This is a genomic window from Streptomyces pseudovenezuelae (assembly GCF_001513955.1).
Classification (GTDB): Bacteria; Actinomycetota; Actinomycetes; order Streptomycetales; family Streptomycetaceae; genus Streptomyces; species Streptomyces pseudovenezuelae.
Window position 1 is genome coordinate 985,203 of the sequence record NZ_KQ948144.1, and the last position, 20,523, is coordinate 1,005,725.

16 protein-coding genes, 1 other RNA gene and 2 pseudogenes are annotated in these 20,523 nt (G+C 73.0%); 11 read left to right on the plus strand and 8 right to left on the minus strand.

The genetic code is table 11. The features are described from left to right. Window positions 1–758 precede the first annotated feature (758 nt). Window positions 759–2,492 carry an MFS transporter gene (locus AQI94_RS04315; protein WP_031052258.1) on the minus strand — a complete coding sequence of 578 codons (1,734 nt, stop codon included), beginning with the start codon at window positions 2,490–2,492 and terminating at the stop codon, window positions 759–761. A 145-nt stretch (window positions 2,493–2,637) separates the two neighbouring features. Between AQI94_RS04315 and AQI94_RS04320 the strand changes: the two are divergent. Beyond that, a pseudogene (locus AQI94_RS04320) lies at window positions 2,638–4,031 on the plus strand (MFS transporter). A gap of 76 nt (window positions 4,032–4,107) precedes the next feature. On the opposite strand, the gene AQI94_RS04325 reads toward AQI94_RS04320, so the two are convergent. The 3 genes from AQI94_RS04325 to AQI94_RS04335 form a co-directional block, all read right to left on the minus strand. Continuing rightward, complete coding sequence (locus tag AQI94_RS04325; RefSeq protein ID WP_031052260.1) at window positions 4,108–4,740, minus strand: response regulator transcription factor; 633 nt, start codon at window positions 4,738–4,740, stop codon at window positions 4,108–4,110. Window positions 4,741–4,813: 73 nt separating this feature from the next. After that, window positions 4,814–6,190 (minus strand): sensor histidine kinase, encoded by a 1,377-nt coding sequence (locus tag AQI94_RS04330; RefSeq protein ID WP_062229585.1) that lies wholly within the window; start codon window positions 6,188–6,190, stop codon window positions 4,814–4,816. Between the two features lie 14 nt (window positions 6,191–6,204). Continuing rightward, complete coding sequence (locus AQI94_RS04335) at window positions 6,205–7,425, minus strand: hypothetical protein (protein ID WP_159050630.1); 1,221 nt, start codon at window positions 7,423–7,425, stop codon at window positions 6,205–6,207. Window positions 7,426–7,685: 260 nt separating this feature from the next. Here AQI94_RS04335 and AQI94_RS04340 point away from each other — a divergent pair, with 260 nt between their 5' ends. The 3 genes from AQI94_RS04340 to AQI94_RS04350 are packed head-to-tail and all read left to right on the plus strand — an operon-like array spanning window position 7,686 to window position 10,611. Continuing rightward, a complete protein-coding gene (locus AQI94_RS04340; RefSeq protein ID WP_031051968.1) occupies window positions 7,686–8,543 on the plus strand; it encodes a MaoC/PaaZ C-terminal domain-containing protein in 858 nt (285 codons plus the stop codon). A 33-nt stretch (window positions 8,544–8,576) separates the two neighbouring features. Continuing rightward, window positions 8,577–9,653: a Zn-dependent alcohol dehydrogenase gene (locus tag AQI94_RS04345; RefSeq protein WP_031051966.1), complete on the plus strand. Its 1,077-nt coding sequence runs from the start codon at window positions 8,577–8,579 to the stop codon at window positions 9,651–9,653. A gap of 7 nt (window positions 9,654–9,660) precedes the next feature. Then, window positions 9,661–10,611, plus strand: coding sequence for a 3-oxoacyl-ACP reductase (locus AQI94_RS04350; RefSeq protein WP_031051963.1), 951 nt, complete (start codon window positions 9,661–9,663; stop codon window positions 10,609–10,611). 81 nt (window positions 10,612–10,692) lie between these two features. Here AQI94_RS04350 and AQI94_RS44975 read toward each other — a convergent pair whose 3' ends face one another. Together AQI94_RS44975 and AQI94_RS04355 are read right to left on the minus strand one after the other, a co-directional pair. Further along, on the minus strand, window positions 10,693–10,845 hold the full coding sequence (locus AQI94_RS44975; RefSeq protein WP_020116022.1) for a hypothetical protein: 153 nt from the start codon (window positions 10,843–10,845) through the stop codon (window positions 10,693–10,695). A gap of 96 nt (window positions 10,846–10,941) precedes the next feature. Further along, entirely contained in the window at window positions 10,942–12,276 is a 1,335-nt protein-coding gene (locus AQI94_RS04355; RefSeq protein ID WP_031051961.1) for a hypothetical protein, read from the minus strand. A gap of 197 nt (window positions 12,277–12,473) precedes the next feature. Between AQI94_RS04355 and AQI94_RS04360 the strand changes: the two genes are divergently transcribed. Genes AQI94_RS04360 through AQI94_RS04370 form a run of 3 tightly spaced genes read left to right on the plus strand, consistent with a single transcriptional unit; the run spans window position 12,474 to window position 15,237 of the window. Then, window positions 12,474–13,313: a Nif3-like dinuclear metal center hexameric protein gene (locus tag AQI94_RS04360; protein ID WP_062229587.1), complete on the plus strand. Its 840-nt coding sequence runs from the start codon at window positions 12,474–12,476 to the stop codon at window positions 13,311–13,313. Further along, on the plus strand, window positions 13,310–14,053 hold the full coding sequence (locus AQI94_RS04365) for a zinc ribbon domain-containing protein (RefSeq protein WP_078902773.1): 744 nt from the start codon (window positions 13,310–13,312) through the stop codon (window positions 14,051–14,053). Before AQI94_RS04360 ends, AQI94_RS04365 begins: the two co-directional genes overlap by 4 nt. An 11-nt stretch (window positions 14,054–14,064) precedes the next feature. Then, a complete protein-coding gene (locus AQI94_RS04370; protein WP_031047263.1) occupies window positions 14,065–15,237 on the plus strand; it encodes a bifunctional RNase H/acid phosphatase in 1,173 nt (390 codons plus the stop codon). Here the strand turns inward: AQI94_RS04370 and AQI94_RS04375 are convergent. Both AQI94_RS04375 and yaaA read right to left on the minus strand, forming a co-directional pair. Continuing rightward, a complete protein-coding gene (locus AQI94_RS04375; protein WP_031047265.1) occupies window positions 15,220–15,867 on the minus strand; it encodes a bifunctional 4-hydroxy-2-oxoglutarate aldolase/2-dehydro-3-deoxy-phosphogluconate aldolase in 648 nt (215 codons plus the stop codon). The two genes, AQI94_RS04370 and AQI94_RS04375, sit on opposite strands and share 18 nt — an antisense overlap. 63 nt (window positions 15,868–15,930) lie before the next feature. Then, on the minus strand, window positions 15,931–16,713 hold the full coding sequence (yaaA, locus tag AQI94_RS04380; protein ID WP_031047267.1) for a peroxide stress protein YaaA: 783 nt from the start codon (window positions 16,711–16,713) through the stop codon (window positions 15,931–15,933). Window positions 16,714–16,776: 63 nt separating this feature from the next. Here yaaA and AQI94_RS04385 point away from each other — a divergent pair, with 63 nt between their 5' ends. From AQI94_RS04385 to rnpB, 4 genes and pseudogenes are all read left to right on the plus strand, one after another. Then, window positions 16,777–18,195 (plus strand): RNB domain-containing ribonuclease, encoded by a 1,419-nt coding sequence (locus AQI94_RS04385; RefSeq protein ID WP_031047270.1) that lies wholly within the window; start codon window positions 16,777–16,779, stop codon window positions 18,193–18,195. Window positions 18,196–18,293: 98 nt separating this feature from the next. Continuing rightward, entirely contained in the window at window positions 18,294–19,109 is an 816-nt protein-coding gene (locus tag AQI94_RS04390) for a helix-turn-helix domain-containing protein (RefSeq protein WP_031047273.1), read from the plus strand. Window positions 19,110–19,127: 18 nt separating this feature from the next. After that, a pseudogene (locus AQI94_RS46530) lies at window positions 19,128–19,910 on the plus strand (DMT family transporter); the annotation flags it as partial. Window positions 19,911–20,043: 133 nt separating this feature from the next. After that, window positions 20,044–20,451, plus strand: an RNA gene (gene rnpB / locus AQI94_RS04405) — RNase P RNA component class A. The last annotated feature ends 72 nt before the right edge of the window (window positions 20,452–20,523 follow it).

Genomic DNA, 20,523 nt, shown 5'->3' on the forward strand with positions numbered 1-20,523 from the left:
GAGCGTGGGTTGGTGGGGGTTGGTCGCGGGGGTGAGCGGCCGGGGGGGGGATGGCTGAGCTGAGGGGTGCGGTCGCTTGTGTCCTGGGCGGGGGTGGACGGATGGCGCTGGGTCGATTGGGGTCGGGCGAGCGGCTGTGGGGGCGGGCTGGCTGGTTGGGTGGGCGCGGGCTGGTGGTGGTCTGTGTTCTGGACGGGGGTGTGCGGATGGGGGTGGGTCCGTGGTGGGGCTGCCAGGACGGCTCGGTGGAAGGCGTCCCGGAGTTCGGGCGGCATCACGTCGGAGGCGTCGAAGCAGAGGGTACGGGCGCGGGCTGGTGGTGGTCGGTTGCGGGGGTGAGCGGCCGGAGGGAAGGGCGAAGTCGCCCCGGTCACCCGAGGGGTCCTCCGCGAGGCGGAACCGGACCGCACCCGCCGCCCCCGCGTCCACACCGGCTGACCCCACACACCGACGCAGTTCCCGGGGGAAATCGGCTGAGGGGTGTGGTCGCCTGGGCCCTGCGCCCTGGGCGGGTTCGGCTGATGGGGGCTGGTTGCTGAGGGGGAGCGGCCGTGGGTGATGGCCGACCGGTGCTGTCGGCTGTCCGGGGTGATCGGGGCTCGGTCGCGGAGGTGCTGTCGGTTGTCCGGGGCGAGGGTGGCCCGGCGGGCGGTGGGCCGCTGCCAGTGCCTCTGTCCCCTTTCCCTTCGTCCCAGACGCACCGCACCCCCGCCCTCGGATCAGGGACGGGGGTGCGGTGCGCGCCGGCGGGGGGACGGTCAGGCCGTGACCGTCCCGCCCGGCAGGGACAGGTCCAGGTCGACCGCGCGGTCGTCGCCCGCGTGGGTCGCCGAGGAGGCCAGCGGGCCGTGCCCGGTGGCGCGGGCGGCGAGGACGTAGGCGCCCTGGGCCGGGACGGTGAGGACGTAGGAGCCGTCGTCGGCGGAGAGCGTGGCGCCCGCCTGCCGTCCCCGCCGGTCGATCAGCGTCACCTTGGCCCGGGCGACCGGAGCGCCGGCCGCGTCGAGGACACGGCCCCGGAACCCCCGCAGGACCTCTTCGGCCCGTGCCAGGTTCGCCTCCTCCTCACTGCTCGCCCGAAGCTGCGGCGCACGGTTCGGCTTCGGCAGGAACAGCGCCATCAGCAGGCCGACGGCCACGGCGCCGGTCGCGATGAGGAAGGACACCCGGAACCCGTGCATGGTCGGTACCGCGACGCCCCCGACGTTGTTCGCCGTGTTCGCCAGCACCATCCCGATCACGGCGCTCGACACGGACGTACCGATGGAGCGCATCAGCGTGTTGAGGCCGTTCGCCGCGCCCGTCTCCGACGCGGGCACCGCGCCGACGATCAGCGCGGGAAGGGAGGAGTACGCGAGACCGATGCCCGCGCCCAGCACCACGGCGATGACCAGGCTCTGCCAGGCCGCGCTCATCAGGCCCAGGCCCGCGCCGTAGCCGATCGCGATGATCAGCATGCCGAGGATGAGGGTGAACTTGGGGCCGTACTTCGCGGAGAGGCGGGCGTACACCGGCGCCGTGAACATCATCGTCAGGCCCAGCGGAGCGACCAGGAGACCCGCGACGACCATCGACTGGCCGAGGCCGTAGCCGGTCGCCTTCGGGAGCTGGAGCAGCTGGGGAAGGACGAGCGAGACGACGTAGAAGGAGACACCCACCATGATCGACGCCAGGTTGGTGAAGAGGACCGCCGGGCGGGCCGTGGTACGCAGGTCGACCAGGGGGGCCTTGACCCGCAGCTCCATGACGCCCCACAGGACGAGGACGACCGCGGCGGCACCGAAGAGGCCGAGCGTGGTGCCCGAGGTCCAGCCCCAGTCGCTGCCCTTGGTGATGGGCAGGAGGAAGAGGACGAGACCGGTGGAGAGGCCGAGCGCGCCCAGCACGTCGAAGGTGCCTTCGGCGCGCGCCGGGGACTCCGGTACGACGAGGAGGGTGAGGGCGATCGAGAGGGCGCCGAGGCCCGCGGCGCCGTAGAAGAGGGCGTGCCAGTCGGCGTGCTGGGCGATCAGTGCGGCGAGGGGGAGGGCGAGTCCGCCGCCCACGCCGATCGAGGAGCTCATCAGGGCCATGGCCGAGCCGAGCTTCTCGCGGGGCAGCATGTCGCGCATCAGGCCGATGCCGAGCGGGATCGCGCCCATGGCGAAGCCCTGGAGAGTGCGGCCGGCGATCATCGTGAGCAGGTCGCTGGTGAGCGCGCTGACCAGGGCGCCCACGACCATCACGGCGAGGCTGAGGATGAGCATGCGGCGCTTGCCGTACAGGTCGCCGAGGCGGCCCATGATCGGCGTGGCGACGGCGCCCGAGAGCAGGGTGGACGTCAGGACCCAGGTGGCGTTGCTGGGCGCGGTGTCCAGCAGTTGCGGCAGGTCCTTGATGACCGGGACGAGCAGGGTCTGCATCACCGCGACCACGATGCCCGCGAAGGCGAGCACCGGGACGACAGCGCCGGACGCTCTCCGGGTGGGCTGGTCGGTCGGCGTGTGCGTCATGTGAGGGAGGCCTCCGGGCCTGGAAGATCGGCTTACGTGTGGCTTGAACTACGTATGCATGGGCAACTATTCCGATGCTTCGGCGTACTAACGATTTCTTTATATTCTCTTGGGGAAGTCGCAACGGGTTGAGACCATGACCGTCATGCTCGAAGCCGCTGACGCCACCCGCAGACCCTCGCGTGTCCGCTCCGAGCCGCCCGCCTGGCTGGTGGTGGCGCTGGCGTGCGCCGGCCAGTTCCTGGTCGTCCTCGACGTGTCCGTCGTCAACGTGGCCTTGCCGTCGATACGTGCCGACCTGGGCATGGGCGAGTCAGGGCTGCTGGGGGTGCCCCCTCTGGGGGAGGGGGGTGAACGCCTACTCCATCGCCTTCGCCGGGTTCATGCTCCTGGGCCGCCGCGCCGGTGACCTCTACGGCCGCAAGCGGATGTTCCTCGTCGGCCTCGGGCTGTTCACGGTCGACTCGCTGGCCGGCGGCCTGGCCCAGCAGGGCGGCGAACTGCTGCTCGCCCGGGCCGTGCAGGGCCTCGGCGCCGCGGTGCTCGCCCCGGCGACCCTGACGATCGTGACGTCGGCCGTCCCGGAGGGGCCCGCGCGGCCGGCGGCTTCTTCGGAGGGCTCCTCGTCGACACCCTCTCCTGGCGCTGGGTCCTGCTGATCAACGTGCCGGTCGGCGCGCTGGTCCTGCTGGGCTCGCTGCTGTGGCTGACGGAGAGCCGCAACGGGGCCGGCCGCCGCCTCGACCTGCCGGGAGCACTGCTGGTCACCGGCGGACTGGCGGTGCTGGCGTACGGCATCTCGCAGACCGAGGCCGAGGGGTGGACGGCGGCCGCCACCCTGCTCCCGCTGGCCGTCGGGCTCGCGCTGGTCGCGGGCTTCCTCGTCGTCGAGTCGCGTACGACGGCCCCGCTGATGCCGCTCGGACTGCTCAGGGTGCGCGCGGTGGCCTCGGCGAACGCGGCGATGTTCCTGAGCGGCTTCGCCATGTTCTCCATGTGGTTCTTCATGACGCTCTACGCCCAGAACGTCCTCGGCTACTCGCCTCTCGCCGCCGGAGCATCCCTGATGCCGAGCTCGCTGGCGATCGTGGTCGGCTCGAAACTCGCCCCGCGCCTCATGCGCCCGCTCGGAGCCCGGTGGGTGGCCGTGCTCGGCGCGACGGTCGCGGTCACCGGGTTCGCCTGGCAGTCGACGATGACCGCGGACGGCCGCTTCGTGACCGCGATCATGTGCCCCGGGATCCTCATGATGCTGGGCGCCGGTCTCGCCACCACCCCGCTCGCCTCGCTGGCCACGTCCGGGGCCGCGCCGGGGGAGGCCGGGCTGGTGTCGGGGCTGGTCAACACCTCGCGCACGATGGGCGGCTCGCTCGGGCTCGCGGTCCTGTCGATGCTGGCGGCGGCCCGGACGGGAGGCGCGGGCTCGCCGGAGGCGCTGACGGAGGGGTACGCGCTGGCGTTCCGGGTCCCACGGGGGTGCTGCTGGCCGGGCTGGTGCTCGTGCTGGTGTGGCTGCCCCGGAGGATCTCCGCGACGTGAGGCAACGGCCCGGGCCGCTCACGGACTCCGTCGGAGAACTCCGCGGGCTCCTCCTACGGCTGTTCCGGGGCCGGCCTCACAGCCATCCCTGTTGCCGGGCCGCCCGTACCGCCTCCATCCGGTTGCGGGTGCCGGTCTTGCCGATGGCGGCGGAGAGGTAGTTGCGCACGGTGGACTCGGAGAGGTGCAGCCTGTCCGCGATGTCGGCCACCGTCGCGCCGTCCGTGGAGGCCCTGAGGACGTCGCACTCACGGGCGGTGAGCGGGCTGGGTCCGGCACTGAGCGCGGCCGCGGCGAGGGCGGGGTCGATCACGGTCTCGCCGGTCAGCACCCGGCGGATCGCGGCGGCCAGCTCCTCGACGGGACCGTCCTTGACGAGGAAACCCGCGGCACCCGCCTCCATGGCCCGGCGCAGGTAACCGGGTCTTCCGAAGGTGGTCAGGATCAGCACCCGGCAGTCCGGCGCCTGGTCGCGCAGTTCGGCGGCGGCGTCCAGACCGCTGATCCCCGGCAGCTCGATGTCGAGCAGCGCCACGTCGGGGCGGTGCGTGAGGGCCGCGTCCACGATCGCGTCCCCGGCCGCGACCTGGGCCACGACCAGGATGTCCGGTTCCATCCCGAGCAGCAGCGCGAGCGCCCCGCGCATCATCTGCTGGTCCTCGGCGAGCAACACGCGGATGGACCTTGCGGGCCGGTGGTCCCGGGGCATCTCGTTCACGGCCCAAGGGTAGGGCGCGGGGGCGGGAGCGGAGCGGCTGTGGAGCGGGCGGACCCGTGTGGTGTCACCGGGACGTTTCGCCGATCCGGGATCCGCCCACGGTGGTCGTCGGCTCCTCGGGCCGCGCCGCTTCCATCGAGTCGGCCCGGAGCTCGGCCCGCACCACGAATCCGCCCCGCGGCCCCGGCCCGGCCTCCAGCCACCCGCCGGCCGCGGCCAGCCGCTCCGCGAGGCCCTTGAGCCCGGTGCCACCGATGCCCGGCGTCGCCGCCACCACCGACTCCACCATCGGCACCGGTGCCGTGCGTTCCGTGCCGTCGATCTCCGGGAGGCACGTCTCGTCACCCGTCCCCCGGCCGTCGTCCCAGACACGCAGCCGCACCCGTTCCGCCGAGCCCCGTACGGAGATCTCGCAGCGTTCCGCCCCGCTGTGCCGTACCGCGTTGGTCACCGCCTCCCGGACCACCCAGCCCAGCAGGGCCTCGCTCCGGGCGGAGAGCGGGTGCCCGGAGCGGTGGACCACGGGCTCGATGCCCGCGGCGCGCAGAGCCGAGGCGGCCCGGTCGAGGTCCGTGCTGAGGCTGCCCTCGCGGTAACCGGTCACCGCCTCACGGATCTCGGTGAGCGCCTGGCGGCCGACCGACTCGATGTCGCAGACCTGCACGAGCGCCGCGTCCAGGTCGCGCGGGGCGAGGCGCCGGGCCGCCTCCGACTTCACCACGATCACCGACAGCGTGTGTCCGAGCAGGTCGTGCAGATCACGGGAGAAGCGCAGCCGCTCCTCCTCGACCGCGCGCCGGGCCAGTTCCTCGCGTGCCTCCCGCAACTGCCGTACCGCTTCGGAGAGGGACATGATCGCGGCCGTCACCATCGTGGAGATCCAGGTGGCGTACGCGGTGTCGAGTCCGCCCCAGCCGTCACGGAAGACGGCGGCCGCGCCGGCCACCACGGTCACGAGCGCACCCACCCACCGCAGGTGCGGCGGCCGCACGACCGCGCCCGTCGCGAGCCCGAACAGAGGGAAGAACAGCAGCCAGTTGCCGCCGTACCCCAGCGCCAGACCGCAGGTGACCAACCCCAACAGCCCCAGCGCCACCCGCGTGGAGACCGCCTCCCGGGTCTCCTTGCGGAAGGCGCGGAAGGCGACGTAGATGTAGAGCGAGTTGAACGTGAGCAGTCCGAGACCGCCGACCCAGGGGTTCGAGGTCTCGCCCTGGAAGAGGTTGGAGAAGGCGCCCATCCCCATCAGCAGCCACGGCAGCAGACCGAACCCGCTGCCCAGGCCGGCGTTCGTGTGGACCTCCCCGGCCCGCTGCGCGGCCTTGTACTCGGCGTTGAGGCGCTGCTTGTTCGCCTTGTAGTACTGCTGGTGCCTGCGCGCCTCGTGGACCTCCTCGCGGATCTCGTCCACGCGGCACGAGAGCTTGTGCGACCAGAACATGACCGTTCCTCCGCTCAGAGGTGCCCGGCGTGCCGCCGGCACGACAGGACAGCGTACGAACCGAACTCCCGCGGACACACTCCCCGCACGAGGCCCGCCTCGGGCGCGGACCCACCCGGGACCGACAGCCGGGGGCCTCCGGCGGCCACAGCACACGGCACCGGCCGGTTGCGCCCACTGAAGCGCGCCTCCGCGCGCCGCCAGCCTGGCCCGGTGCCCCCGGCTGACTCCGGGACCCTGGCCCCGGGCGGCTCCAGGACCCTGGCCACGAGCGGCTCCGGGTCCCCGGCCTTGGATGGCTCGACGGCGTCGGAGGCGAGTGGTTGCAGGTCTCTGGGCTCGCCCGGTTCCAGGGCTTCGGAGGCGAGCGGTTCCACGGCTCCGGTCGCGCCGGGTTCCAGGACTCCGGCCTTGGACGGTTCGACGGCTTCGGTCTCGCCCGGTTCCAGGACCCCGGCCGCGCCCGGCTCCGGGTCCTCGGCCGTGGACGGCTCGATGGCGTCGGAGGCGAGTGGTTCCGCGGCTTCGGTCGCGCCGGGTTCCGGGACTCCGGCCTTGGACGGTTCGACGGCTTCGGTCTCGCCCGGTTCCAGGACCCCGGCCGCGCCCGGCTCCGGGTCCTCAGCCATGGACGGCTCCCTGGCCCCGGCCCCGGCCGGCTCCAGCCCCCCGGCCATGGCCCAGCCTCCGGGCAGCGCCGACGGACCGTGGCCGCCCGCGAAGGCGGCTGGCCCGCAGGCAGCGCCCCGCGCGACCGCCCGGCGCGGCGCGCCCACCCGCACTGCCCGCCGCAGCGGGACCGCCCGTGCTGCCCGTCGCAGCGCGCCCACCCGCACCGCCTGCCGCAGTCCGCCCACCCCCACTGCCCGCCGCGGCGGGACCGCCCGTGCTGCCCGTCGCAGTGCACTCACCCGCACCGCCCGCCGCAGCGCGCCCACCCGGCCGGCCCGCGCCACGTCCCTGCGGGCCGTGCCGAAGAGCTGTACCGGGCCCGCGTGCGACTCGTCCGGGCCGCGCAGTGCCACGCTGCCGCTGCCGCTGCCGCTGCCGCTGCCGCCGCCGCCACGCAGCGCCACGCTCCCGCCGGGCCCGAGCGCTTGGGCGATCCAGCTGGCGGCGCACCCGGTGGCGAGTCCCGTGCCCCCGCCCCAGCGGCCCGAGCCTCGGAGTCCCGTGCCCCCGCCCCAGCGCCACGCGCCCCAGCACCCCACAGCCGCCCGTGTCCCCTGTCTCATGCCGACCACGTTACGAACCCGCCCCGACCGCCCGGCAGATGCGCTTGTACGGAATTCGGTGGGACAAATGTCACGGGTGCCGGAACCTCGGCGCCAGCCGACCTGACACACCGTCAGGAGCCTTCACAAGTGCGGTGGGCTCGGCTATACAGAGGGCGCCGGACTGGAACGCGTTCTAGATCGGCCCGCGACGACCTCGGTGCGGCCGACGGTGCGGACGGCCGTACCGAGGTCTTGACCGAGCCCCTGTCAGGAGCCGTATGCCCATCGACGCAGCCAAGGCCCTCGCCGCCGAACCCCGGACCGGCGAGATCTCCTGGAACTCCAAGGACGTCCAGCTGTACCACCTCGGCATCGGAGCGGGCGTTCCCGCCACCGACCCCGACGAACTGCGCTACACCCTCGAATCCCGGCTGCACGTCCTGCCGAGCTTCGCCACGGTCGCGGGCTCGGGATCGCCGGGAGTGATCAGCGGTCTGTCCCTGCCCGGCATCGAGGTCGATCTCGCCAAGGTCCTGCACGGCGGCCAGTCACTCACCCTCCACCGCCCCCTGCCCGCCCGGGGCACCGCGACCGCTACCCACCGCATCGCCGCCGTGTACGACAAGGGCAAGGCGGCCGTCCTGGTCATGCGGACCGAAGTCGCGGACACCGAGGGCCCGTTGTGGACGAACGACGCCCAGATCTTCGTCCGCGGAGAGGGCGGCTGGGGCGGCGACCGGGGTCCCTCCGCCCGACTGGAACCCCCCACGGGCGAGCCCGACCGGACGGTGGAGCGCCCCATCCGCGAGGACCAGGCCCTGCTCTACCGTCTCTCCGGCGACTGGAACCCGCTGCACGCCGACCCGGAGTTCGCCAAGGTCGCCGGGTTCGAACGGCCCATCCTGCACGGGCTGTGCACCTACGGCATGACGCTCAAGGCGGTCGTCGACACGCTGCTCGGCGGGGACGTGACCCGGGTGCGGTCCTACGTCACCCGGTTCGCCGGGGTCGTGTACCCGGGGGAGACCCTGCGGATCCGTATGTGGCACACACCGCAGTCCACCAGGGTCGCCGTCAGCGCCGTGGAGCGCGACGACGCGCCCGTCCTCGCCGACACCGTCGTCGAACACTCCTGAAAACCCACCACGCCGTACGAGGGGAGCCGCACCATGCGCGCAGCCGTACTGCACGAGACCGGCCAGGAAAAGCTCGAAGTCCTCGATGACGTCGAGGCGGTGGGCTTCGGACCCGGCAGGGTGCGGATCCGGATACGGGCCACCGGGCTGTGCCATTCGGACCTGTCCGCGATGTCCGGGGTCCTTCCGCAGCCGGCGCCCTTCGTGCCCGGACACGAGGGCGCGGGCGAGATCGTCGAAGTCGGGGAGGGCGTCGGCCACTTGAAGGCGGGCGACCGGGTCGTCGTCTGCTGGCTGCCCGCCTGCGGTGCCTGCCCCGCCTGCAGGCGCGGGCAGACCGAACTGTGCCTGGCCGGGTTCATGAACGCCGGCACCCCCAACTTCCGGCGCCCCGGCGGGGACGTGTTCGGCTTCGCGGGCACCGGCACCTTCGCCGAGGAGGTCGTCGTCGACGCGGGCTGCGCGGTGCCGATACCCGACGACGTGCCCTTCGACATCGCGGCACTCATCGGCTGCGGGGTCACCACCGGGCTCGGGGCCGCGCTCAACACCGCGGACCTGGAGGCCGGTTCGTCGGTCGCCGTCATCGGCTGCGGCGGCGTCGGCATCTCCGCCATCCAGGGCGCCCGCCTCAGGGGCGCCGCCGAGATCGTCGCCGTCGACCCGGTCGCCTCGCGCCGCGAGGCCGCCCTGGAGTTCGGTGCCACCCGCGCCGTCTCCCCGGACGAACTGGCCGACGCCAAGCAGCAGGTGACCGCGGGCGAGGGCTTCGACTACGTCTTCGAGGTCGTCGGCAAGTCGGCGACCGCCAGGACGGCGTACGAGACCACCCGGCGCGGCGGCACCCTCGTGGTCGTCGGCGCGGGCGCCATGGACGACTTCCTCCAGCTCAACATGTTCGAGCTGTTCTTCGACGAGAAGCGCATCCTGCCGTCCATGTACGGCGGCGGGGACGTGCTGCGCTCCTACGAGCGGACCATCGCCCTGTGGCGGGCCGGCCGCATCGACCTGGACCGTCTGATCACCCACCGGGTGCCGCTGAGCGAGATCAACGAGGCGCTCGACCAGATGCGCACGGGGGCCTCCCTCCGTACCTGCATCGAGATCTGAGGCCCGTATGACACAGCCAGGGGCACGGCCCCTCGAAGGGCTCGCGGCGATCGTCACCGGTGCCGGCCGGGGTCTGGGCAGGGCGGAGGCGCTGGAGCTGGCCCGGCTCGGCGCGGCCGTCGTCGTCAACGACTACGGACAACCGGGCCGCGACGGTTCCGGCGAGGCCTCCGCGGACCCCGCCGAGCGGGTCGCCGCCGAGATCCGGGCCGCCGGCGGCCAGGCCGTCGCCCACAACGGGGACGTGGCCGACCACCAACAGGCCCGTGAGCTCATGGAGTTGGTGATCGCCGAGTTCGGCAGGCTCGACATCCTCGTCAACAACGCGGGCATCCTGCGCGACCGCATGGTCTTCTCCATGACCGAGGGTGAGTGGGACGCGGTGATCCGGGTCCACCTCAAGGGCCACTTCAACACGACCCGGTTCGCGGCCGCGCACTGGCGGGAGCGGTCCAAGGCGGCGGGCGGGCCCGTGTACGGCCGTATCGTGAACACCTCCTCGGAGGCGTTCCTCGCCGGGTCCGCCGGACAGCCCAACTACGCGGCGGCCAAGGGCGGAATCGTCGGTCTCACCACCTCGACGGCCCTCGCGCTCGCCAAGTACGGCGTCACCGCCAACGCCATCTGCCCGCGCGCCCGCACCCGGATGACGGAGGACGTCTTCGCCGGCCTGGAGCAGCCCGAGTCCGGACTCGACCCGCTCGCCCCCGAGCATGTCGCCCCGCTCGTCGGCTACTTGGCCTCGCCGGCGGCCGAACGCGTCAACGGCCAGCTGATGGTCGTACACGGAGGCATGGTCGTGGTCGTCGAACGGCCGCGCGTGCAGGCCAAGTTCGACAGCAAGCAGGACACCTTCACCTACGACGAACTGGACGCGCTGCTCACCCCGCACTACGCCCGGCGGCCGGCCGGGGAGACCTTCGCGGCGGCCGAAGTCCTGGGCCTCAAACGGGAGTAGGCGTGCCACGGTTCGCCCGGCGGTGGACGCGCGTCGGCCCGCTCCCCGGACGAGGAGCGGGCCGTGTGTCGCCGTCCGACCTCAGGCCGCGGCCTCGGTCTGCTCGACCGACTTGCGGTGACGGCCACGCGGGGCCGTGTCGCTGTCCTGGACCGAGACCGGGCCGCGGTGCTTACCGTGGCCCGTGGACTCCTGGACGTCGGCAGTCGACTGGTTCGTGCTGGCGTCGCTCATGGAAGTAATTCACCCCGTCAACATGATCTTTCTTACAGCGGGGGGAGTTTAACCGGCCCACCACAGGGCGAATCCAGGCGGCCGGACCAACCGGCACTACTTCGTTACAAGATTGCCCAACGGCGCTTGCTGCAAGGGCACAGGGCGTGCCACGGCAGGCTCCGGAGGGTCCGGTTCGGGCGACCGCGCGGCCGCCCCGCCGCCACCCTCCGAACCCTCCGGGCCCGCGTCCCCCGCCCCCGTTCCCCCCGGGCCCTCCGCTTCCCCTGCGAGGGCCCCGTCTCCCGGGGCCGCCGTCCACCGCGCCACCCCGCACGGCGCCTGTGCGGTGGCGTACGGCAGAAGCAGCTCCCCGTCCTCGGTCCACAGCCCGGCCCCCGCCAGCCACCCCTCGGGCGCCGCCAGATGCTGGACACGCCGGGCGGCGGGCCGCCACACGCCCACCCAGCTGCCCGTCGGGCCGTCCACGCGCAGGGCCACCCCGCAGCTCTCCGGCACCAGCACCTGCCCCGGCTGGATCGCGAACGGCGTCAGCGTGCAGTCCGCCACCCGCAGGCACTCCGGGAAGCGCACCGGCAGCGTGCTGCCCAGCACCCCCCAGCCCAGCCGCGGGCGCCCCGGCGACGGCGCGTCCGAGGAGATCAGCAGCAGCCCGCTGTCCGGGTCGGCCAGCAGCAAGCGGTCGTCGCTGCCGTCGGCGATCTGCAGCAGCGGCGACACCTCCCCGCCCCGCTCCAGATCGACCACGACCGCCTTGGTCCGCCCGCCCGTCTCCCGGTCCAGGGCCAGCATCCGCCCGGCCCGGTCCAGCCACACCCCGCCCGAGCAGCGGCCCGGGACCTGCGCGAGATGCTCCGGCCCGAAGGCACCGCCCGCCACCAGCCACACGGCACTGGAGAGCGGCCCCACGGCCAGGGCGTACGCCTTCTCGCCGCCCGGCGCCGGCGGCAGCAGCCGCAGGACCGTCCCCTCCTCCGGACACTCGACGGCGCCCAGCGGCAGCTCACCCGTCCGGGGCCCGGTCGGGTAGAGCAGCGAGAAGGTGTGCCGTCCGTCCGCGAACCGCCTGATCAGCACCCGCCCGTCGCCCATGGGCTGCACCTCGGTGTTGGGCTCCTCGGGCTGGTTGCCGGGCAGCGGCACCGCGTAGGGCTCGGGGCCGTCCAGGGTCCAGCGCTCCGGGAACCAGGAGTCGCCGCCCCGGGCGAGGCGGGCCGCGTACGAGCCGTCGACGGTGATCACGCAGGCGGTCCGCGGGACGCTGCCGTCCTCGGTGACCACGTACCCGGTCCGCGGGGTCTCCCCGTCCTCGGTGAGCGCGCGCTCCGTCCGCGAGGTCTCCCCGTCCCCGTTCCCGATCTCCCCGTCCCCGTCCTCCCCGTCCCCGTTCTCCTCGTTCGCCGCCGCGGGTTCGATGGCACAGGCCGTCATCGTCCGGTCACCTCCGGTCACGAAGGTAGTTTTCGCACGCACGGACGTGGGACGGCCGGGCTTCCGCTTCACACAAAGGGGTGGCCCAGGAACGATTCGCCTGAGGAATCCGGGGCGACTGTGCTCGACGGGGCGCAGGTTCCCGCCGACCGGCGGCACAGGTTCAGCGGGACAGACCAGGCAGGTAGCCTTTCCCCGTGCCCCGTCTGTCTGAAGTCATCGCCGCGCTGGAGAACCTGTGGCCCGCCGAGCGGGCCGAGTCCTGGGACGCGGTCGGCACCGTCGTGGGCGAACCCGACCAGGAGGTCACGCGGGTCCTCTTCGCCGTCGACCCGGTCCAGGAGATCGTCGACGAGGCGGTGAAGCTGGGCGCGGACCTGCTGGTCACCCACCACCCCCTCTATCTGCGCGGTACGACGACCGTGGCGGCCTCGCACTTCAAGGGCCGGGTCGTCCACACCCTCATCAAGAACGACATCGCGCTGCACGTGGCCCACACCAACGCCGACACCGCCGACCCGGGCGTCTCGGACGCGCTCGCGGGCGCGCTCGACCTCCGGGTCGTACGGCCGCTGGTGCCGGACCCGACGGACCCGGAAGGGCGCCGCGGGCTCGGGCGGGTGTGCGAGCTCGACCCGCCGACGACCGTCCGCGAGCTCGCCGCGCGCGCCGCCGCACGCCTGCCGGCCACCGCCCAGGGCATCCGCGTCGCCGGCGACCCCGAGGCCACCGTCCGCACGGTCGCCGTCAGCGGCGGCTCCGGCGACAGCCTCTTCGACCAGGTCCGCGCGGCCGGTGTCGACGCCTTCCTCACCGCGGACCTGCGCCACCACCCCGTGTCGGAGGCCCGCGCCCACAGTCCCCTCGCGCTGCTCGACGCGGCGCACTGGGCCACCGAGTGGCCCTGGTGCGAGCTGGCCGCCGCCCAGCTCGACGAGATCTCCGACCGCCACGGCTGGAACCTGCGCGTGCACGTCTCCAAGACGGTCACCGACCCCTGGACCAGCCACTCCCCTTCACCTGGAGCCCCCAACTGAACGCCGCGCCCGCCGACCAGATCCGACTCCTCGACGTCCAGGACCTCGACGTCCGCCTCCAGCAGCTCACCCACAAGCGCAGGTCGCTGCCCGAGCACGCCGAGATCGAGTCGCTCACCAAGGACGCCACCCAGCTGCGCGACCTGCTGGTGGCCGCCCAGACCGAGGAGAGCGACACCGCCCGCGAGCAGACCAAGGCCGAGCAGGACGTGGACCAGGTGCGTCAGCGCGCCGCCCGCGACCAGCAGCGCCTGGACTCCGGTGCCGTGACCTCGCCCAAGGACCTGGAGAACCTCCAGCGCGAGATCACCTCGCTCGCCAAGCGCCAGGGCGACCTGGAGGACGTCGTCCTCGAGGTCATGGAGCGCCTGGAGTCCGCACAGGAGCGGGTCGCCGAGCTGACCGGACGCGTCTCCTCCGTCCAGTCGAAGATCGAGGACGCGACCGCCCGCCGGGACGCGGCCTTCGAGACCCTCGACGGCGAGATCGCCTCCGTGACCAAGGAGCGCGAGGTCATCGCCGCCTCCGTCCCCGCCGACCTCCTCAAGCTCTACGAGAAGCTTCGCGAGCAGCAGGGCGGCGTCGGCGCGGCCAAGCTGTACCAGCGCACCTGCCAGGGCTGCCGCCAGGAGCTGTCCATCACGGACTTCAACGAGGTCCGCGCGGCCGCGCCCGACACCGTGGTCCGCTGCGAGAACTGCCGCCGCATCCTGGTGCGCACGTCCGACTCCGGCCTGTAAGGGGCGTCGGCGTGCGGGAGTTCATCGTCGAGGCCGACGGCGGCTCGCGGGGCAACCCCGGGCCGGCCGGCTACGGCTGCGTGGTGCTGGACGCGGCGACGGGACAGACGCTGGTCGAGACGTACGAGTACCTCGGCGTCGTCACCAACAACGTCGCCGAGTACCGGGGACTGCTGGCGGGCCTGCGCGCCGCGCACGACCTGGACCCCTCGGCCCGTGTCCACGTCCGGATGGACTCCAAGCTCGTCGTGGAGCAGATGTCGGGGCGTTGGAAGATCAAGCACCCCGACATGAAGCCTCTCGCCCTGGAGGCGGGGCGGGTGTTCCCGCCAGGACGCGTGACGTACGAGTGGATCCCGCGTGAGCGGAACAAGCACGCGGACCGGCTGGCGAACGAGGCGATGGACACCGAGAGTTCGGCGAGCTCGGTACGGAAGCTGTCGGCTGCCGCCGGGAAGCCGTCCGCTGCCGCGGGGAAGCTGTCCGCCGCCGACGCCGAGGCCGACGTGCGGGCCGCCAAGGCCGTGGCGAGTCCGGGCTGGGCCCCGGCCGACATGGGCGCACCGGCCACCTTCGTGCTCCTGCGGCACGGTGAGACCCCGCTGACTCCCCAGAAGCGGTTCTCGGGCAGCGGCGGCACGGATCCCTCCCTGTCCGAGGTCGGAAGGGAACAGGCCGAGCGGGCCGCCGCGGCCCTGGCCGGGCGCGGCACGATCCAGCACATCCTCGCCTCGCCCCTGGCCCGGACCCGGCAGACCGCCGCCGCCGTGGCCGACCGGCTCGGTATCGAGGTCACCGTCGAGGACGGCCTGATCGAGACCGACTTCGGCGCCTGGGAGGGCCTCACCTTCGGCGAGGTGCGCGAGCGCTACCCGGAGGACCTGACCACCTGGCTGTCCGACCCCGAGGCCGAACCCACCGGCGGCGGCGAGAGCTTCGCGGCCACGGCGACCCGGATCGCGGCCACCAGGGACAAGCTCGTCGCGGCGTACGCGGGCCGCACGGTCCTGCTCGTCACCCACGTCACCCCGATCAAGACCTTCGTCCGTCTGGCCCTCGGCGCCCCGCCCGAGTCGCTGTTCCGCATGGAGCTCTCGGCGGCGTCCATGTCGGTGGTCGCGTACTACGCCGACGGCAACGCGAGTGTGCGGCTCCTCAACGACACGTCACACCTGCGCCCGTAGCGCCGACGCCTCCCGGGCCAGCCTCTCGACCCGCTCCCAGTCCCGCGCGGCGATCGCGTCGGTGGGCAGCATCCAAGTCCCGCCCACACAGCCGACGTTGGGGAGGGACAGATATTCGGGCGCGTTGCCGGGACCGATCCCGCCCGTCGGGCAGAACCGCGCCTGCGGCAACGGCCCGGACAGTGACTTCAGATAGGCCGTACCCCCGGCCGCCTCCGCGGGGAAGAACTTCATCTCCGTCACGCCCCGCTCCAGCAGCGCCACGACCTCCGAGGTCGTCGACACCCCCGGCAGGAACGGCACCCCGGACCCCCGCATCGCCTCCAGGAGCCTGTCCGTCCAGCCCGGGCTGACGAGAAAGCGCGCGCCGGCCGCCACCGACTGCCGCACCTGCTCGGGCGTGATGACGGTCCCGGCCCCGACCACCGCGTCCGGCACCTCCTCGGCGATCGCCCGGATCGCGTCGAGCGCGACGGGCGTCCGCAGCGTCACCTCGATGGCGGACAGCCCCCCGGCGACCAGGGCGCGCGCGAGCGGTACGGCGTCGGAGGCGTCCGCGATGACGACGACGGGGACGACGGGCGCGATGTCGAGCAGCGAGGCACGCGAGGCTTGCGAGGGGGAGGCCATGGCGTCATCCTGCCGAGCCGGTGCGCTGTGCGCAAAGGCCGTTGCATTACATGCAACGGCAGCTCAGTGGATCTCGTCCACCAGCACGTCCAGCGCCCACGACTGCCCGGCCTTGGCGGGAGCCTCGGCCTCCACCACGTACCCGAGCTCCCGCAGTGCCTCCACCAGCTCCGCAGGACTCTTCGGGGAGAACCCCGCCGACAGCAGCCCGCGGACCATCCGCCCCTTCGTCGCCTTGTTGAAGTGGCTGACGACCTTCCGCGTCGGCGCGTGCAGCACCCGTACGGTCGCCGTCCGCCCCGCGACCTCACCCTTCGGCTTCCACGCGGCGGCGTAGGCGGAGGACCGCAGATCGAGCACGAGCCCGTTCCCGGCGGCCTCACCGAGGACGGACGCCATCGGCGTACGCCAGTGCGTACCCAGCGCCCCGAGCCCCGGCAGCCGCACCCCCATCGAGCAGCGGTACGACGGAATCCGGTCGGTCGGTCGGACCGCACCCCACAGCCCCGAGAACACGAGCAGCGAACGCCCCGCACGCCTCTTCGCGGCCGCGTCGAGGGAGGCCAGGTCGAGGGCGTCGTAGAGCACACCGGTGTAGATCTCCCCGGCGGGCCGCGCCCCCGCGGTCCTGAGCTCGACGTTCTTCGCGACCTCGCCCCGCAGTCCCTCGCTCAGCCCCAGCACCTCGCGGGCCTTCTCCTCGTCCGCCGCGCACAGCTCGACGAGCGCGTCGAGGACGGCCTCCCGGCTCTCGTTGAGCCCCGGCAGCGACAGCGACTCCAGCTTGAGCGGGGCGCCACGACCGGAGGACGCCTTGCCTTCGGAGGGAGGCAGCAGGACCAGCACGGAACATCTCCTTCTGTTGAGCTCCGGACAGCGTACGGGGCCCGATCTGCTTACCCTCGCTGTATGCCCCGCCGCCGCATACGTGTGACCGACGACCCGCTACGGGCCGCCTTCACCACCCTGCGCACCGAACTCGGCGTGCCCTCGGACTTCCCGCCCGAAGTGACGGCGGAGGCAGATCGGGTGCCTCCGCTGGAGACCTATGAGGACGCCACGGACATCCCCCTCTTCACCATCGACCCACCCGGCTCCCTCGACCTCGACCAGGCGATGCACCTCTCGCGCCGCGGCACCGGCTACCGCGTCCGCTACGCCATCGCCGACGTCGCCGCCTTCGTCGTACCCGGCTCGGCCCTGGACGCGGAGACCCACCGGCGCGTGCTGACCCTGTACTTCCCGGACACCAGGGTCCCCCTGCACCCGCCGCGGCTCAGCGAGGGCGCCGCGAGCCTCCTCCCGGACCAGGTCCGCCCGGCCGCCCTGTGGACGATCGACCTCGACGCGGACGGCCGTACGACCGCCGCCGAGGTCCACCGGGCCCTCGTCCGCAGCCGGGCCAAGCTCGACTACGAGGGCGTGCAGCGGGAGATCGACTCGGGGACGGCGGAGGAGCCGCTGGAGCTGCTTCGCGTCGTCGGCGAGCTGCGGGAACGGCTGGAGGTCGAGCGCGGCGGCATCTCCTTGCGGGTCCCCGAACAGGAGATCGTCGAACGGGACGGCGGCTACGAGCTCATGTACCGCGCCGGGGTGCCCGCCGACGGCTGGAACGCCCAGATCTCCCTGCTCACGGGCATGGCGGCGGCCGACCTGATGCTCGCGCACGGCACGGGTGTGCTCCGCACGCTCCCCGCCGCCCCCGACGGCGCGGTGGGCCGCCTCCGCCGCACCGCGCACGCCCTGCGCATCGACTGGCCGCACCATGTGTCGTACGCGGCGCTGATCCGTTCCCTGGACCCGGGGATCCCGTCCCACGCGGCCTTCCTCCAGGAGTGCACGACGCTGCTGCGGGGCGCCGGCTACACGGTCTTCCGCGACGGCGTCGTGCCCTCCCTCACCACCCACGCGGCGGTCGCCGCCCCCTACGCCCACTGCACGGCCCCCCTGCGCCGCCTCGCCGACCGCTACGCCTCGGAGATCTGCCTGGCGGCGGTGGCGGGCCAGCCGGTGCCGGAATGGGTGCGGGCCGCGCTGGACGCCTTGCCGGGGGAGATGTCCGACGGCGGCCGGCGCGCGGGCACGGTCGAACGGGCCTGCGTCGACCTCGTCGAGGCGGCGCTGCTGATGGACCGGGTGGGGGAGGTGTTCGACGGGTGCGTGGTGGACGTGGACGAACACCGCCCCACGGTCGGGACCGTGCAGTTGGAGACACCGGCGGTGATCGGGCGGGTGGAGGGAGCGGGGCTGGAGCTGGGGGAGCGGCTACGGGTGCGGCTCACCGAGGCGGACCCGGGTTCCCCGAAGGTACGGTTCGCGCCTGCCTGAGGTCCCCGGGCCCTTCGCCCTCGCCCCGGGCACCGCGGACTTTCTCCGAGCACGGCGGCGTTGCACCCTGTAAGCGTGGGACAGGGGGACGGCGCCGCATGGAACAAGCACTGTGGACAAGGGCACGGCTGGGCCGCTGCGGCCCCCCGCTCGACCTCCTGACCGCCCGCTTCGACAAGCACATCTACGCCCCGCACGCCCACGACGAGTACACGATCGGCGTCTGCGTGGGCGGCTCCGAGGTCATCGACTACCGGGGCGGCCACATCCGCACCGGCCCCGGCTCGATCGTCGTCCTGGCGCCGGGCGAGATGCACACCGGCGGCCCTGGCACCACGACCGACGGCTACGCGTACCGCGCCCTGTACGCGGCGCCCGCTCTCCTGACCGAGGGGGGCGGCCTCCCGTACTTCCGCGAACCCCTCCTGGACGACCCGGAACTGGCCGCGGCCCTGCTCCGCGCCCACACCGAACTCAGCGCCTGCCCGGACCCGTTGGAGACCGAGTCCCGTCTCCCCTGGCTCCTGACGGCCCTGGCCTGCCGGCACTCCACGGCCCACGTGGAGACCTGCGTGATCCCCGGCGCGGAAGCGGTCGCGAGAACGGTCCGCGACCGCCTGGCCGACGAGCTGCTGTCACCCCCGTCCCTCGCCGACCTGGCCTCGGACCTGGGCCTGTCCCGCTACCAACTCCTCAGGGCCTTCCGTACGACCATGGGGGTGCCGCCGTACGCATGGCTGGCCCAGTACCGGGTCGGCAGGGCGCGTGCCCTGCTGGAATCGGGACTCCGCCCCTCGGAGGTGGCCGCCCTGGTGGGCTTCGCGGACCAGGCACACCTGAGCCGCTGGTTCCGCAGAGTGCTCGGCGTGACCCCGGGGGCGTACCGCAACAGCGTTCAAGACGGGGGTCGTTGATCCGCCGAGGATGACCGCATGACTGCACGCGGCTGGTTCCTGTTCTCCCTGATGGGAGTGGTCTGGGGCATCCCCTACCTGATGATCAAAGTGGCGGTGGACGCCCCGCTGTCGGCTCCGTTCGTGGTGTTCGTACGGTGTGCCCTGGGCGCGCTGCTCCTGCTGCCGTTCGCGATGCGGCAGGGAGGTCTGACCCGGACGGTACGGGCGCACTGGCTGCCCATGCTTGCCTTCGCGGTCATAGAGATCATGGGCCCCTGGTACACGCTCACGGACGCGGAACGCCACCTCTCCAGCTCCACGGCGGGCCTGCTGATAGCGGGCGTACCGATAGTCGGCGTCCTCCTGGCCCGCTTCTTCGGCGACACGGAGAGCCTCGGCGCGCGGCGGGTGACGGGCCTGGGGCTGGGGTTGGCCGGCGTGGGGGTGCTGACGGTCCCGCACCTCACCGGCGGGGACGCGAAGTCGATGGCGGAGGTCCTGGTGACGGTGGTGGGTTACGCGACGGCCCCGCTGATAGCCGCACGCTGGCTGAAGGACGTCCCGTCCCTCCAGCTCACGGCACCGTGCCTGGCGCTGGCGGCCCTGGTGTACGCCCCGGGAGCGGCGCTGACCCGGCCCTCCGCGATGCCCTCGTCCTCGGTGCTGATGGCTCTGGCAGGCCTGGGAGTGATCTGCACGGCGGTGGCGTTCGTGGCCTTCCTGGAACTGATCAAGGAGATCGGCCCGACGAGGGCGACGGTGATCACGTACGTCAACCCGGCGGTGGCGGTGGTGGCGGGGGTGCTGTTCCTGTCGGAGCCGCTGACGGTGGGGGTGGGGGCCGCCTTTCTTCTGATTCTGGCGGGCTCGGTCCTGGCCACGGCGGGCCCGGTTCGCGTGACCGCGGAACCATCCTGCCCCGAGGTCCCGGTAACATGGTCCCCACGGCAGACGAGCCGGGCGGACGGCCGCGTGGAGTCCCCTCTTGGAGGGCTCCCCGAGGAACGTCCGGGCTCCACAGGGCAGGGTGATGGCTAACGGCCACCCGGGGTGACCCGCGGGAAAGTGCCACAGAAAACAAACCGCCCGGCGCTTCGGCACCGGGTAAGGGTGAAACGGCGGTGTAAGAGACCACCAGTGCCCAGGGCGACCTGAGCAGCTAGGTAAACCCCACCCGGAGCAAGGTCAAAAGGGGCCACTGTCATGGTGACCCTGCGGGGACGTTCGAGGGCTGCCCGCCCGAGTCCCCGGGTAGACCGCACGAGGCCGATGGCAACATCGGCCCTAGATGGATGGCCGTCTCCCCGGCCGCCGCGAGGCGGGTGGGTGACAGAACCCGGCGTATAGCTCGGCTCGTCTGCCGCTCAACCGGGAGTTCGTCCGCTCTCGCCCCTGGAGTTCAGTCCTTGGGTTGGTGCGCCGGAGCGCAATC